This window comes from Maritalea porphyrae (genome assembly GCF_030159895.1).
GTDB classification, from domain to species: Bacteria; Pseudomonadota; Alphaproteobacteria; order Rhizobiales; family Devosiaceae; genus Maritalea; species Maritalea porphyrae.
Map to the genome: position 1 here is coordinate 1,007,099 of NZ_BSNI01000002.1, position 14,351 is coordinate 1,021,449.

The window sequence follows — 14,351 nt, forward strand, 5'->3', positions numbered from 1 at the left end:
CGCCACATTGCGACCCCATTTTGAATAGTAAAACACCCTTGTGATCAAGCATGAGGGTGTTTTTTTAATGTTTTACTTGAAATTTTTGGCAATTGCCGCTTTAGCCTTGGCACTGAATGCATGTGTGTCATTGTCAACAATCAAAACCATGCAGACGATGTCCAATTTCGATCCGTTGACCAGTGATATGGCAAATCTGGTGTTTGGAGTTCAGGCAACGCCAAGCCTTAAGGCGCAGCCTGACACTTCAACATTCTCAATGACCATTGAGGCTGCGGGGCAGGGGCCATCGACCCATCGTTTTGCATTGGTGCAAGTGGACCAAAACAATCTTTCGTTGAGCAGTTTTCCGCGAAGCCGTGGCAAAGTACTTTCGCTGTTTCAATTTAACGATGAAGCAAAGACCAAGATTTTAGAGTTGCAAGCGACGATGCGCGACATGAAATCAAAAGAGACCAAAAGCGGAAAGCTCTCAATCGGCGTACAGCCGGATTTCTGTAAAACAGCGCCGATCGACTATGGCCAGGAACGCTTTTCCGTTTACATCGCGCAAGGTGGCAAAGGTGATTTGATGCCATTGATCGACAATATGACGATCATGGATTTGCTAAAGCAAGCCAAGCAACAAGATATCAAAGACTGCTAAACTTCTTTGACACACCAAAAACACTCAGTGGCATAGGGGAAAGATACTTCAGCTTGCCCCTTTAGCTCTGGGTGCGTGATGATTAATTTGCGGATTTGCCCTTCTATGTCGCTGCGCGTCGCTTCATCCTGCGCCGCAATAAAGCTGACCGACATAAACCGATTGATGATTACATCCTCAGGGTCACCAATATGTGCATGTGGGAAACTCTTTTCTTGCAGCGGGCCAAACCCACGCGCTGGGAAGGGTTTACGCCACGCCCCTGTAGAGTAGCGCGGCGCATCGCCTTCATATTGCGATACAATCCGCGTTAGTTGGTCTACCCAATCGCCGCGCGCTTTGCGGACATTCCAAATCAAACCAAACAGGCCGCCGGGTTTTAAAACGCGGTGGATTTCAGCGACAGACTCGTCTGAAGCGAACCAGTGAAACGATTGCGCGCAAACCAAAACATCAACAGAATCGTTTTCTAGTGGAATAGAGGTGGCAGTGCCTCTTAGGGCCCGGACTTGTGGCAAATTCTGGGCAAGCGTTTCGCGCATTGCGTCGACTGGTTCGACGGCAATAACTTGGTCCGATAATTCGCATAGGCGTTTGGTGAATTTGCCAGTGCCTGCGCCAAGATCAACAACAGAACTTTGTGGGGCGATTGCTAGGTCTTCTAGAAGCCAGTCTAATGTTTGAACTGCATAATCAGGGCGTCCACGCTGATACTTGTCGGCCGCGGATTGATATCCCTTTGCCGCGCTGTCGTGGACGTCTGACATCTACGAATTCCCTTTAGAATTTGCCGCCGGTCTTAAAGTTGCCATGCTTGCGGCTGCCTTTTGAACCTCGGCGAGAAGAGCCGCGTGGCCGTGAAAAGTCACTGCTTGGCGAACCAAAGGAGCCGAAATCTAAGTTGCCTTTACTCCAAGGGCCAGACTTTGAACGCGTGGTTTTGCTTTTTGAGCGCGAGCCGTAATTCATGCCCTTTTGCGCCGCTTGCCATTGGCCCCAATATCCAGCGGCAGTGATAGCGCCCTTCAAAAACTCTTCCAAAACATCTTCGATCAGATCATCGTCAAATTTCATGCGTGGATCGTCAAAGTTGGATTTCTTGAATTCCCATTCAATATCTTCCAACTCGCGACGCCGTGCCGCCAATGTCTTAAGCCGACCCTTTGCTTCTGCAAGATCGGTTTCTTGTTCAACAATCTCTTCGCGAACGGCGTCAATTTTGCGAATGATCAAATCGTCTTCGCGGCTCGACGTTTGCCGTGCTTGATCGTAAAGCTCTGAAATCGTTTCACGTTGCAAGCCGTCAGTAAGGGTTTCAACAGCCTCGTGATACGCTGTGTCGCCACCATCTGCCAGTTTCGAATGGTTGCGGGCCAATTCATCACGTTCGTCCTCAAGACGCACCTGCGCTTCATCAATCGCTGCGATTTCTTTTTCCGCTTTTTCTGAATTCACGCGATATGATTTGCCACCCGCAGCATCAAACGCTTTGTCTTCGAGCTTCTTCAGTTTTGCGTGTTCTTTATCCGCATCTTCAAGCAAGCGCTCTGCATGCTCGCGCAAGCGCATCGGAATTTCGTTCAATATAGCAAAGTTTGGTTTTGCATCATGATAGCGCACCATGTCTGCGATCATTTTATCAAAGAAGCGCACCAAATTGTTGCTGCTATAAGAGCTGGTGCCGTAGCCGCTTTCCCAAAGATACATGAACAATGGGTCCTCGCGATAAGGTTTGCCCTTTTCTTCGCGGTCAGCTTCTGCAACTTCGGTTTTCTTCAATGCATGTTCTGCAACGGACTTTGCTTCGTTCGCTTTTGTCAGTTGGGCTTGATACTTTTCATCGGTCTTAAGCGTTTTGAAGACCTCGCCACTCAGCGCATCCAGTTCTGCTTCGGCTTTCTCATAAACCTCCTGCGCCTTTTGCCGTTTTTCAACGATCGATTTGATCTCTTGATCAATTGAATCGAGCCTCTCAGCAATGTCGTTAAACTGGCTTTCGTGCTTTTCCAAAATAGAGCGAGCTTGTTTTTCTGCACGTGAAATATCGCCGGTGATTTCGGTTTTGCGTGCTGGGTCCAAGCGCAATTCCGCCAACGCAATAAACTGCTCTGCTTCAATTTCACGCAACCGACTGATACGGGCTGTTGCGTCCGCAGATAGCCGCGTCATTTGCTTCTCATCGCGGCGAATATCATCCAACGCGCGATCAAGCGAGCGCAGGGCTTCGGGGCCGGAAACTTTTCTTTTGCGCTTTACCATTGTGTTATCTCACCGCCCAATACTGGAATGACGTAATCGGCATCCAAGTAGCCATACTGCTTGAGGCCCAGAATGTTGTTCTGAATAATCCCATCATCCAATTTGTCATCTTTGACACCATTGAACACCACTTCGGAAACGCGCACTCCCCATTGAGTTACGCGCTCAGCTTGGCCAGTTTCTTCGTTGACAATCGATTTGGTCTGAGCCGATCCGTCGGTGCCAATTGCTTCAACAATGAGGTAATAATTCCGCGCATTGTCATTCACATCTGGAAATGTCCAAATGCCTGTATCCGCGCCTTCGCGATTGACAATTTGCAAGCGATATTCATCGCGCAATTTGTCGAGTAGTGCATTCAAATCTGCAACCGCCAATTCGGCGCGGACAGCATCCTTTGCTGCGGCCGCTGTTTTGCCGCGCTCCGCAATTTCTGTTGCTGTCGCAATCGCGGTTTCAACTTTTGCCGTTGATTGGATTTGTGCAAGCAGTTGATCTATTTCTTGCGGCAGCTCAGTCTGCACACGCTCAATTGCCGCCTGCGCTTGTCCTTCTAGGTAAGGCTTGTACGCAAAGTTATAGCCTACAAATCCAATGATTGCGGCAAGTAGAATAATCGTAACTGGGCGGCCCCATTTCCGCCGTGAGACGTAAAAGCGAGCTAACCAATAACCTAAACCGCCAGACGGCGGCGAGTAGGCAAACCGCGCTTCGTTTAGCGCGGCCACCCCTTCGCGTAATATCCGGTCTGGCACATCGATGCCTTGCTGACGATACACTTCACGCAGCCGTTCCATGAGCGCGCTAGCGCGATCCTCTTCACCCAGTTCGCGGGCAACCAGATTATCGCTATGGCGCAGTGTGTCCACCACATCCATTGCCAGCATCACTTCATCTAGCGGTGCAGCTTTTGTTTTTTTAGCTCGTGTCATTCAGCTCAACTCAACATGCATTTGTCCGTTTGGACCAGACCAACAGGCATTTAGCTCTTGTCTTCAAGCAAAATGGTGTTGCCTTCAGAAGCCAATTTTGCCAACCGCCGCTTGCCATCTTCAACAGCATCGCGAATTTCGGCTGAGTTGCGTGTTGATTGCTCACGCATCTCATTGATGATCCCGCGTGATTTTTCTTGGAAATTCACAACGCTATCAACCAACTTCATCACAGCATCGGCACGGATTGTTGGGCCGTAGCCTGCCTTAAGTGCTTCTTCTTGCACGGTGTCGCCAATCTCAGCCAATGTCTCAAGGCTTTTTGACATGCCTTCTTTCATTGCGTTCAGCGTTTCGGTGCTTTCATGCAAGCCAAACAAACCTGTAAACGACGCGCTGAGCGCAGTTAGCACGGTCTCGTTGGTAGAGAAGAACGAAATTGATTGCTGGTAGACGCGTTCTTTTGCGTTTGTCGTTTGCGCCAACCGAGCCATCACGACTTCTGAAGTATTGTAAGAAATGGTGAGGTTGTCAGAAAGATCTTTGGCGATTTGGTAGCGACGTTCTTCGTTCTGCATTTCGCGCAAACGCTCGTCACGCGCCATCTCTAAGCGCGCTCGATCTGCCGGTGTACCTTCTGCAAAGTCTTCCAACTCTTTAGTGGCTGCTGATAGCGCATCTTTGCGTTCCTGAAGGTGAACTTCAGCTTTTTCAAAAACCTCTAGGGCCATCACTTCAGATTGTTTCAGCGCACCGCGGAAGTCACGATAAGCTTCCAAGATGGTGTGTTCGCGATCAATCTGATCTTTAGTGTCTTTGGTGACGTCCAAATAGATTGTGCGGATTTTTTCGAAACGGGTCGGAATGTCGCCACGCGTCACTTTCATCCATACGTTGGATGCCCGTTCAAGCATGTCCAATTTGCCATCTTGAAGCTGATCCACCATGCCTTTGGCATCGTCGCGAATGCTGTCAAAGCCCTTGGTGATATCTTCGTAACGTTCACCAATGCTCATCGCAGCGATTTGTTCGCGCACCACTTCGTTGAAAATGCTGGCTTGGTTCAATGTGCGCCCGATCAAAATTACACGGGTTTCGTCCAACTCAGTGATCTGTTCCAAAAGACCTGTAATTGGTGCTTCTTCTACATTTTCAGGCCACAGGCCCATTTCGCGAATGGCGCCCATTGCTTTGTCCAGATATTGCAATGGCTTTTCAGCAAGTTCAGTTGACATAATGATACTTCCCCGGTGTTGTAGCCTTAATTAGGTTTTGGTCTCAAGTAGCTTTTTACAGCTAACGATTGACAGCTTGCAACCATGTTACCATGTGTTTGAGATATTGTGTCATTTGGCGCTCAGGTAAAGGGTAAACATGAAATTTGTTGGACATTACATAATTTCCGCGCCGCGTACTGCGGTTTGGAACGCATTGAATGACACTGAAGTCCTAAAGGCCTGCATCCCTGGTTGCCATCGCATCGAATGGGTGGATGACGCCAATTTGGAAGCAGCGATTAAAGTGAATCTAGGCGTGGCCAAACCTAAGTTCGTTGGTGACTTGTCGCTTTCAAATGTTGATCCGGCGCGCAGCTACACTTTGTCAGGACAAGGTCGTGGTGGGCTTCTTGGGCTGGCCAAGGGCTTTGCTGATATTGAATTGGCAGATCATGCGGATGGATCAACATTGCTGTTTGAAGCCTATGGCGAGGTTTCTGGTTCAATTGAAAAAATCGGTTCAAAGCTTGTTTCAGGCACCGCCCAAGGCGTGATTGACCGATTCTTTGAGCACTTTGCCGAGCAATTTGGTGCAACGGCAGTACCTGTGCAATAGTTCTGCCTTGTCGCGGCAATAAACCCCGTTCCAATTTGTTCTCTCACATTGATATAACATCAAAGTGTATTGCACTTGTTTAGTGGCCAAGGCATTTCTGGCCGTGGGCAATATCGTAATTTGAGGGACCTTGTTGATTATGCTGAATAAAATTGTCGCCGCCGCGAGCGCGCTAACCTTGTTGGCTTTGCCATCTGCCAGTTTGGCCGAAGATGTTGATCCATCAAATTGGCCTGCAGTTGTTGAAGCGGCAAAGGGCCAAGAAGTATATTTCAACGCCTGGGGTGGGGCACCAAACATCAACGCCTACATCGCATGGGTTGGCGAACAAGTTCAGGACAAATATGGTGTGACCCTTAATCACGTCAAACTGGACGATACCGCTAACGCAGTAAATCGGGTGGTCACCGAAAAGGCTGCGGGTCGCAACGAGGGCGGCTCGGTTGATCTCATCTGGATCAATGGCGAAAATTTTGCCTCAATGAAACGCCAGGGACTGTTGATCGACGACAACTGGTCCGAAAAGCTGCCAAACTATCAATTTGCCGATATTGAAGGCAAACCAACGCTAACTTATGATTTCACGGTGCCTGTGGACGGGCAAGAGAGCCCATGGGGGATGGCGCAGCTGACATTTTATTATGACAGCGCGTGGCTTGAAACGCCGCCGAAGAACCTTGAAGACTTGGCGCAGTGGGTTGAAGAAAATCCTGGCCGCTTTACCTATGCCGCACCACCAAATTTCATCGGTACAACTTTCCTTAAGCAGGTGCTTTACGGCGTGGTTGAGGACCAATCTATACTGCGCCAACCAGCGGAAGATGCAGATTTTGACACTGTGACTGCGCCGCTTTGGGGGTATCTTGATCGTCTCAAACCAAACCTCTGGCGTAAGGGTGAAGTCTACGCGTCGGATACGACCCAGTTGAAGAATTTGCTTGCAGATGGTGAAATTGGCATCGCGATGACGTTTAACCCGGGTGAGGCATCTTCAGCAATCAAGCAGCAAGAGTTGCCGGACAGCGTTCGCTCATTCGTTTTGGATTACGGCTCGATGGGCAATTCACACTTTGTGACGATTCCATATAACGCAAACGCAAAAGCGGGCGCTATGGTCGTTGCGGATTTCTTGCTTTCAGCTGAAGCTCAAGCGCGCAAAGCTGACGAGAACATTTGGGGCGATCCAACCGTTCTTAATATCAATGCGCTGCCTGCAGAGGGCAAAGCCTTGTTTGATGCGCTGGAACGTGGTCCAGCGACTTTGGCGGCGGATCAATTTGGCGCAACATTGCTGGAGCCAGATGCAAGCTGGGCCGTGAAGTTAGAAGAAGAATGGGCAAAACGCTACGTGCGCTCTAACTAATGCAGACTAGAAACAAGGGCTGGGGCGATCCTTTGATACTCGCCCCGGTCGTCATGATTATTGTTCTAACTGGTCCGCTCTTGGCGGGCTTGGCTGGTGTCGTGCTTCCGGCCATTGGCTATTTCCCATCCCTTGGCGGCAATCAGATAACGACTGAGTTCATGCGTGAGGTTACGCTTAAACCCGGTTTTTGGCACTCCGTGCATTTATCAATCTGGATTGGATTGGCAACCACCTTTATTTCATTGGCGCTTGTCACGAGCTTTTTCGCATCTTCGAGGGGGACGACACTTTTCAACCGCATTACGCGTTTTGTTTCGCCGCTCATGTCAGTTCCGCACGCCGCTGCGGCCTTTGGCTTCGCCTTTCTTATCGCGCCATCAGGCTGGTTGGTGCGACTTGTGTCGCCTTGGGCTACAGGGTTTGATCATCCACCAGATTGGCTGATCATCAATGACCCTATGGGCCAAGCATTGCTGTTTGGCTTAGTACTAAAAGAAATCCCATTTCTGTTCTTGGTGGCACTTTCTGTATCGAGCCAAATCAATGTTGACGAGCGTCTTCAAGTTGCGCGCTCCCTGGGCTATGGGCGTGTTTGGGCATGGTTCACTGTGGTTTTTCCCGCGCTCTATAAGCAAATGCGATTGCCCGTTTATGCTGTGATTGCCTACGCCACCTCTGTCGTTGATGTCTCACTTATTCTGGGCCCCAACTTCCCCGCTATGTTGCCTGTGCAGCTTTTGCGATGGATGAATGATCCAGAACTAGAAATGCGTTTTGTTGCTGCGGCTGGTGCTGTTTGGCAGTTGGGCGCGACCCTATTTGCAATTTTGGTTTGGCGGTTGGGCGAAGAGTTGGTTGCCTATATGGGACGCCGCGCAACAATAAATGGCCACCGACATCAAAATGATCGCTGGTTTCGCTTCAGTGCTAATACTCTGATCACTGGCGTGGTTATTATTTCTCTGCTCTCATTTGTCATTTTGGCAATTTGGTCATTAGCCGGATTTTGGCGCTTCCCCGATGCTTTGCCGGTTCAATTCACGTCAAAGAAATGGATCGCAAGTGCGGGCGCCCTGTGGGTGCCGGTGATAAATGCAATGTTGATTGCAGCAACCGCGACGTCGATTTCGCTGTTTTTAACGATCGCTTGTTTGGAGAACGAATATCGCCGCGACATCGAATTCACGCCGGCTGCGCTGCGCATTCTCTATTTACCGTTGATTGTCCCGCAGATCGCATTTTTGTTCGGTATCTCGGTTCTTTTGGTGCGGATCGGTTGGGATGGCAGCTTTTGGCCGGTGGCGCTCGCGCATAGCATCTTCGTTCTACCTTATGTGTTCCTATCACTGGCAGCGCCGTTTAGAAGCTTTGACCGGCGTTATCTGCGTGTGGCGACAAGCCTTGGTCAGTCGCAAAACAGGGCACTGCTTGCCGTGCGGCTGCCAATGCTATTAAAGCCAATCTTGCTTGCGACAGCATTGGGTATGGCTATTTCGATAGCCCAGTATTTACCAACCTTGCTCATTGGCGCTGGACGAGTTCCAACGATTACGACCGAGGCTGTCGCGCTGGCAGCAGGCGGTGATCGACGGCTGATCGGCGTCTATGCATTAGTTCAAACTCTACTACCTGCGATTGGATTCTTGGCAGCTGTCATGATACCACGGCTTACATATCCAAATAGGAAGTTCTTCAGGTAGGTCATGACAATGGTACAAAATGATCACGCGCTTCGCCTCAAGGACTTGAGACTTTTTCAGGGCAGCAAGCAGCTTTTCAGCATCGACGCGACGGTCAAGCCTGGAGAGGTGCTGACCATCATGGGGGCCTCAGGTTCCGGCAAATCTACGCTTCTCAACTTGATTTCAGGCTTTCTTGCCCCTTCGTTCAGTTTTTCTGGGCGGGTCATACTTGATGGGGTCGACATTTCAGAAGTCCCGCCAGAGCAACGGAAAGTGGGATTGATGTTTCAAGACCCATTATTGTTTCCCCATCTCAGCGTCGAAGAAAATCTTCTATTTGGACTTCCAGCGGCGGGCACAAAGCATGAGAGGTGCGAAAGGGTGCGTAGCGCGCTAGATGCCGTTCATATGGCAGACTTAGGCGAGCGAGATCCGCTAACGCTATCGGGCGGTCAACAGTCAAGAATTGCGCTCGTTCGGGTGCTGTTATCAGAGCCCAAAGCCTTGCTTTTGGATGAACCATTTTCAGCGCTTGATTCTGGATTGCGTGAAAAGGTCCGCCAGTTTGTCTTTGCGCAAGCAAAAGCGAAGAAACTTCCCACACTTTTGGTGACCCACGATCAAGCGGACGCTGAAAGTTCTGGGGGTCAAATAATCACACTTTAAAATTTTACCATATAGTAAAACACAATGGTTTTACTGGCGAAAAGCCACCTGTTTGACCGAATGGTCAAAAAATGCTTGAAATATTCTTTCGCACCCGCTAACGATTGAGGTGTGCAAGCTGGCGTTTTTGCTTGCGGAGGAACTCATAAAACGCTTGAATTAAAAACATCAAATGGACGCATCTCAGGTTTTCGGACCTGCGGTGTTAAACCATATGACGACGTGACAAGGGAGACATTCATGACCGTCCAAAAGAAAATTTCTATTGGCGCAAAGGCCATACTTGGCGCAGCAACATTTACTGCTTTGATGACAGGTGTGGCGCTTGCTGATCCTGCACTCATCTATGATGCGGCTGGCAAGAACGACAAATCATTCAACGAAATGGCGTGGAATGGTGCCGAAGCTTACGCAAAAGCAACTGGCAATTCATACCAAGACCTCGAAATTCAAACAGACGCACAACGCGAGCAAGCGCTTCGTCGTTTTGCACAGCAGGGTGCGAGCCCAATCGTGGTGCCTGGTTTCACATGGGCTGAGCCGCTAACCGTTGTGGCTAAAGAATTCCCAGACACACACTTTGCAATTATCGACAGTGTTGTAGATCTACCGAACGTGCGTTCTGTTCTGTTTAAAGAGCAAGAAGGTTCATTCTTGGTTGGCGTATTGGCTGCCATGAAATCAGAAACCGGTACAATTGGTTATGTAACCGCGTTTGATTTCCCACTATTGCAAGCATTTGGTTGTGGCTATGTCCAGGGCGCGAAAGCTGCAAACGCAGACATCCAAGTGTTGCAGAACTTTATTGGCACAGACTTTGCTGCCTTTAACGACATCAACACAGCTGGTGAAGTTGGCCGTTCGCAACTAGAGCGTGGCGCTGACGTGGTTTATGCCGCTGCTGGTGCTGCTGGCGAAGGTGCGCTTCAAGCTGCTGCGGATGCTGGTAAATATGGTATCGGCGTAGATAGCAACCAAAACTACTTGTTCCCAGGCAACATGCTTTCATCAATGGTGAAGCGCGTTGACGTGGCGGTTCAAAACGCCTTCACTGACGAGTTGAACGGGAACTGGACATCAGGCATCCAAGTTCTTGGTTTGGCTGAAGAAGGTGTTGGCGCGGCAGTTGATGAGTACAACGAGCCATTGCTTTCAGACGAAATGAAAGCGGCTTTGGCTGATTACACAGCTAAAATCAACTCTGGCGAAATCGTAGTTCACGATTACCGTTCAGACAATTCTTGCCCAGTATCTTAATCTGAACTGGGAACGGTAACTCGACATGGTTGAGAACCAAACGCAAACAGCTCAGCAGCCTTCACAGGCTGCTGAGTCAATTTCTGCTATCGATCTTAAAGGCGTGTCAAAGTCCTTTGGTCCGGTTCAGGCAAACAAAGACATAAACCTGACCGTAAAACGGAATTCCATTCATGGTATTGTGGGGGAAAACGGAGCAGGCAAATCGACATTGATGTCGATCTTATACGGGTTTTATACCGCCGACGCTGGTGAGATTTTTGTTCACGGCGCAAAGGTGAAAATCAAAGATTCCAGCCATGCACTCGATTTGGGTATCGGCATGGTGCACCAGCATTTCATGTTGGTTGAAAACTTTACAGTTTTGGAAAACGTCATTCTTGGTGCTGAAGGCGATCATCTGCTGGCATCAAGCAAAGCTGCGGCGCGCGAAGAACTGACGCGACTGGCAAATGACTATGGTCTAGATGTTGATCCGGATGCCATCATTGAAGACCTCTCTGTGGGCCAAGAACAGCGGGTGGAAATCCTGAAAGCACTTTATCGTGGCGCTGACGTGCTCATTCTTGATGAGCCGACGGGCGTTTTGACGCCAACGGAAGCGGATCAGCTTTTCCGCATTCTTGAGCAGCTTCGCGATGAAGGTAAAACCATTATTTTGATCACGCATAAGCTGCGTGAAATCATGGCGATTACGGATACCGTTTCCGTGATGCGACGTGGCACGATGGTTGGAACCGTTGCCACTAAAGATACATCACCAGACCAACTGGCTGAAATGATGGTTGGCCGTCGGGTGCTTTTGCAGGTCGAGAAGACTGAATCAAAACCCGGCGACAAGGTTTTGGAAGTCGAGAACCTATCGGTTACCGACGACATTGGTGTGCCGCGCGTGAAAAACGTATCGTTGGACGTGCGTGCCGGTGAGATTGTCGGTATTGCGGGTGTTGCGGGCAACGGTCAATCGCAACTTCTCGAAGCCATTTCGGGCATGTTTCCCCCCTTGTTGGGTGAAGTGCGAATTAACGGCAAGAAAATTGAGTTTAGCGGCGCCGGTGTTGCGGATGAAGTTCGTCGCATGGGGCTCGCTCATGTGCCCGAGGATCGTCATAAGATGGGGTTGGTGACCACTTTTGAGGAGTGGGAAAACTCCATGCTTGGATATGAAGATGATCCAAAGTTTGGCGATGGTCCCATTTTGTCAGTTTCAAATGCTCGGGCTGATGCGCAAAAGCGCATTGAGATGTTTGACATTCGACCGCAAAACCCAAGGCTGAAAACGGCGAATTTCTCAGGTGGCAACCAGCAAAAGATCGTCTTGGCACGTGAAATGGACCGCGACCTAGACATTTTGATCGTTGGTCAGCCAACACGTGGTGTGGATATCGGCGCCATTGAGTTTATCCATAAGCAAATCATTGAATTACGTGATCAAGGTAAGGCGGTTTTGCTGGTGTCTGTGGAACTGGACGAGGTGCGCGCTTTGTCAGACCGCGTGCTGGTAATGTTCGACGGTGAAATTGTCACCGAGCTGCCACCTACCGCCAGCGAAAAAGAATTCGGATTGGCAATGGCCGGGCTAGACCCAGCCCAACAATAATTTCGGGGGAGTTGCAATGAGTGGTGCAAGACAACCATTGCCAAGTTGGGCGTTAAACGTCCTCATGCCAGCCATGAATGTGCTGCTGGCGCTGTTTGTAGGTGGCCTTGCGGTTGCCCTGATTGGTGAAAACCCAATCGAAGCTATGCGTGTCCTGGCCTACGGTGCATTCGGCAGCGGCTATGGACTTGGCTTTACACTGCATTATGCCACGAGCCTCACTTTTACGGGCTTGGCTGTTGCGGTGGCTTATCACTCCGGACTGTTCAATATCGGCGGTGAGGGGCAAGCCTATGTGGCCGGACTTGGTGCCATAATGATGGCGCTTTGGCTTGATCAAACCCATTGGGTGTTTGTGCTTGTTGGCTCAATTGTCGGGGCAATGACACTTGGGGCGCTTTGGGCTGCCATTCCAGGTTATTTGCAAGCAAAACGCGGAAGTCACATCGTGATCACCACGATCATGTTCAACTTCATCGCATCAGCTTTCATGAGCTATATGTTGGCGCAGGTGATTACAAACCCAGGTGCTAACGCAGAAACACGTACCATTGCGGAAACTGGACGTATTCCGCTTCTGTCCGAGTATTTTGAGTTTTTCAAACACTCACCCGTCAACATTATGTTGATCTTTGGCATTTTGGCATTGATTGGTGTCTACATTCTGCTCTGGCGGACAAAGCTTGGGTTCAAGATCCGCACATTGGGCCAAAACCCAGAGGCAGCTCGATATGCCGGCATCTCTGCTGTTTCGATTATTGTGATCGCAATGGCAATCTCTGGCGCTCTAGCCGGGATGATGGCGGTCAATGAAGCTGTTAGCGTGCAAAAGCGCCTTGTTGTTGGATATGTGCAAGGTTTTGGTTTTATCGGCATTGCGGTCGCATTCATGGGTCGGGCTCACCCGGTTGGGATCGTTTTGGCCGCAATTCTGTTTGGCGCCCTATATCAAGGTGGCGTGGAACTGGCATTCGTTATGCCTGCAGTGCCAAGCGAACTTGTCTTGGTTATCCAGGCGTTGGTAATCCTGTTCTCTGGTGCAATGGATGAAATGTTCAAGCCGGTCTTAGAGCGCGTCTTTGGCGCATTCAGATCAAAACCACGCACCGACGATTCAACCGCAACAGAGGAGGCGTAACGATGGGATTCGAAGACATAATTCCTTTGCTCAATTCAAGCGTACGCTTCGCGGTACCACTTCTTCTTGCGTGTATTGCTGGTCTTTATTCTGAACGTTCGGGCATCGTTGATATTGGTCTCGAGGGCAAAATGCTCGGCGCAGCATTTGCTGCTGCGGCCGTTGCAGCGCTGACGGGCAATGTTTGGTATGGCATGTTGGCCGCGATCTTTGTTTCTTGTTGCATGTCTATGATCCACGCGATTGCGTCGATCAATTTGCGCGGCAACCAAGTGATATCGGGCGTCGCGTTGAACTTCCTCGCTCTTGGTGGAACCGTGTTTATCGGCCACTCAATTTTCAAGCGCGGTGGTACGACACCAAACTTGCCAAAAGACGTGCGGATTGGCCCAATCGAATTGCCATTTGCCGCTGAAATTGGTCAAGTTCCGTTCGTTGGCCCAATTTACGAACAGCTGATTTCGGGTCATTCGATCATTGTTTATTTTGCGTTTGCAGCGGTGCCGATAACAGCATGGGTGCTAATGAAAACCCGTCTTGGTTTGCGTTTGCGCGCTGTGGGCGAAAACCCAAAGGCGCTGGATACAGCCGGTATCTCAGTATTTAAACTGCGTTATCAGGCGCTAATCATTACCGGTATCCTATGCGGTGTTGCTGGAGCATATTTGTCGACATCCCAAGGCGCAAACTTCAGTGAAAATATGACTGCTGGCCGCGGATTTATTGCGCTTGCGGCGTTGATTTTCGCAAAATGGAAACCTTGGAATGCCCTTTGGACATGTTTGTTGTTTGGTGTTTTGAGTGCGGCACAAATCCGCTTGCAGGGTGTTGAGTTCCCGCTGATCGGCGAGGTGCCAGTGCAGTTTATTCAAGCGCTGCCATATGTGCTCACTGTTGTGTTGCTTGCTGGCTTTATCGGACGGGCTATTCCGCCAAAAGCTGTTGGACAGCCCTACGTCAAGGAGAGATAAA

The 14,351-nt window shown here is 49.8% G+C and carries 13 protein-coding genes; 9 read left to right on the plus strand and 4 right to left on the minus strand.

Translation table 11 applies throughout. The features are described from left to right. Positions 1-67 precede the first annotated feature (67 nt). Positions 68-646 (plus strand): hypothetical protein, encoded by a 579-nt coding sequence (locus tag QQL65_RS08325; protein WP_284363572.1) that lies wholly within the window; start codon positions 68-70, stop codon positions 644-646. Here the strand turns inward: QQL65_RS08325 and QQL65_RS08330 are convergent. From QQL65_RS08330 to QQL65_RS08345, 4 genes are read right to left on the minus strand one after another with little or no spacing between them, the layout of a single operon-like run. After that, positions 643-1,413, minus strand: coding sequence for a class I SAM-dependent methyltransferase (locus QQL65_RS08330; protein WP_284363573.1), 771 nt, complete (start codon positions 1,411-1,413; stop codon positions 643-645). The two genes, QQL65_RS08325 and QQL65_RS08330, sit on opposite strands and share 4 nt — an antisense overlap. A gap of 13 nt (positions 1,414-1,426) precedes the next feature. After that, the gene (locus QQL65_RS08335; protein WP_284363574.1) at positions 1,427-2,905 is read right to left on the minus strand and encodes a coiled-coil domain-containing protein; all 1,479 of its coding nucleotides are present in this window, start codon (positions 2,903-2,905) and stop codon (positions 1,427-1,429) included. After that, positions 2,899-3,837, minus strand: a complete 939-nt coding sequence (locus tag QQL65_RS08340; protein ID WP_284363575.1) for a DUF6384 family protein — start codon at positions 3,835-3,837, stop codon at positions 2,899-2,901. Before QQL65_RS08340 ends, QQL65_RS08335 begins: the two co-directional genes overlap by 7 nt. A 50-nt stretch (positions 3,838-3,887) precedes the next feature. Continuing rightward, on the minus strand, positions 3,888-5,072 hold the full coding sequence (locus tag QQL65_RS08345) for a cell surface protein (protein WP_284363577.1): 1,185 nt from the start codon (positions 5,070-5,072) through the stop codon (positions 3,888-3,890). Between the two features lie 139 nt (positions 5,073-5,211). On the opposite strand from QQL65_RS08345, the gene QQL65_RS08350 reads away from it, so the two are divergent. From QQL65_RS08350 to QQL65_RS08385, 8 genes are all read left to right on the plus strand, one after another. Then, entirely contained in the window at positions 5,212-5,670 is a 459-nt protein-coding gene (locus QQL65_RS08350; RefSeq protein WP_284363578.1) for an SRPBCC family protein, read from the plus strand. A 130-nt stretch (positions 5,671-5,800) separates the two neighbouring features. Continuing rightward, positions 5,801-7,033 carry an ABC transporter substrate-binding protein gene (locus tag QQL65_RS08355; RefSeq protein ID WP_379863498.1) on the plus strand — a complete coding sequence of 411 codons (1,233 nt, stop codon included), beginning with the start codon at positions 5,801-5,803 and terminating at the stop codon, positions 7,031-7,033. Next, a complete protein-coding gene (locus QQL65_RS08360; protein WP_284363581.1) occupies positions 7,033-8,736 on the plus strand; it encodes an ABC transporter permease in 1,704 nt (567 codons plus the stop codon). The genes QQL65_RS08355 and QQL65_RS08360 overlap by 1 nt, the downstream gene beginning before the upstream one ends. Positions 8,737-8,745: 9 nt before the next feature. Beyond that, positions 8,746-9,384 carry an ATP-binding cassette domain-containing protein gene (locus QQL65_RS08365; protein ID WP_284363582.1) on the plus strand — a complete coding sequence of 213 codons (639 nt, stop codon included), beginning with the start codon at positions 8,746-8,748 and terminating at the stop codon, positions 9,382-9,384. Positions 9,385-9,624: 240 nt separating this feature from the next. Continuing rightward, a complete protein-coding gene (locus QQL65_RS08370; RefSeq protein ID WP_284363583.1) occupies positions 9,625-10,641 on the plus strand; it encodes a BMP family lipoprotein in 1,017 nt (338 codons plus the stop codon). 25 nt (positions 10,642-10,666) lie between these two features. Beyond that, a complete protein-coding gene (locus QQL65_RS08375) occupies positions 10,667-12,241 on the plus strand; it encodes an ABC transporter ATP-binding protein (RefSeq protein ID WP_284363584.1) in 1,575 nt (524 codons plus the stop codon). A gap of 16 nt (positions 12,242-12,257) precedes the next feature. Next, entirely contained in the window at positions 12,258-13,379 is a 1,122-nt protein-coding gene (locus tag QQL65_RS08380; RefSeq protein WP_284363585.1) for an ABC transporter permease, read from the plus strand. A gap of 2 nt (positions 13,380-13,381) precedes the next feature. Further along, the gene (locus QQL65_RS08385) at positions 13,382-14,350 is read left to right on the plus strand and encodes an ABC transporter permease (RefSeq protein ID WP_284363586.1); all 969 of its coding nucleotides are present in this window, start codon (positions 13,382-13,384) and stop codon (positions 14,348-14,350) included. Position 14,351: the final 1 nt, after the last annotated feature.

What these genes read in the sequence shown, in the direction of transcription:
- QQL65_RS08325 (WP_284363572.1), top strand. Translation starts at nt 68, where the DNA reads ATGTTTTACTTGAAATTTTTGGCAATTGCCGCTTTAGCCTTGGCACTG.
- QQL65_RS08350 (WP_284363578.1), top strand. Translation starts at nt 5,212, where the DNA reads ATGAAATTTGTTGGACATTACATAATTTCCGCGCCGCGTACTGCGGTT.
- QQL65_RS08375 (WP_284363584.1), top strand. Translation starts at nt 10,667, where the DNA reads ATGGTTGAGAACCAAACGCAAACAGCTCAGCAGCCTTCACAGGCTGCT.
- QQL65_RS08380 (WP_284363585.1), top strand. Translation starts at nt 12,258, where the DNA reads ATGAGTGGTGCAAGACAACCATTGCCAAGTTGGGCGTTAAACGTCCTC.
- QQL65_RS08365 (WP_284363582.1), top strand. Translation starts at nt 8,746, where the DNA reads ATGGTACAAAATGATCACGCGCTTCGCCTCAAGGACTTGAGACTTTTT.
- QQL65_RS08345 (WP_284363577.1), bottom strand. Translation starts at nt 5,072, where the DNA reads ATGTCAACTGAACTTGCTGAAAAGCCATTGCAATATCTGGACAAAGCA.
- QQL65_RS08340 (WP_284363575.1), bottom strand. Translation starts at nt 3,837, where the DNA reads ATGACACGAGCTAAAAAAACAAAAGCTGCACCGCTAGATGAAGTGATG.
- QQL65_RS08335 (WP_284363574.1), bottom strand. Translation starts at nt 2,905, where the DNA reads ATGGTAAAGCGCAAAAGAAAAGTTTCCGGCCCCGAAGCCCTGCGCTCG.
- QQL65_RS08360 (WP_284363581.1), top strand. Translation starts at nt 7,033, where the DNA reads ATGCAGACTAGAAACAAGGGCTGGGGCGATCCTTTGATACTCGCCCCG.
- QQL65_RS08330 (WP_284363573.1), bottom strand. Translation starts at nt 1,413, where the DNA reads ATGTCAGACGTCCACGACAGCGCGGCAAAGGGATATCAATCCGCGGCC.
- QQL65_RS08385 (WP_284363586.1), top strand. Translation starts at nt 13,382, where the DNA reads ATGGGATTCGAAGACATAATTCCTTTGCTCAATTCAAGCGTACGCTTC.
- QQL65_RS08370 (WP_284363583.1), top strand. Translation starts at nt 9,625, where the DNA reads ATGACCGTCCAAAAGAAAATTTCTATTGGCGCAAAGGCCATACTTGGC.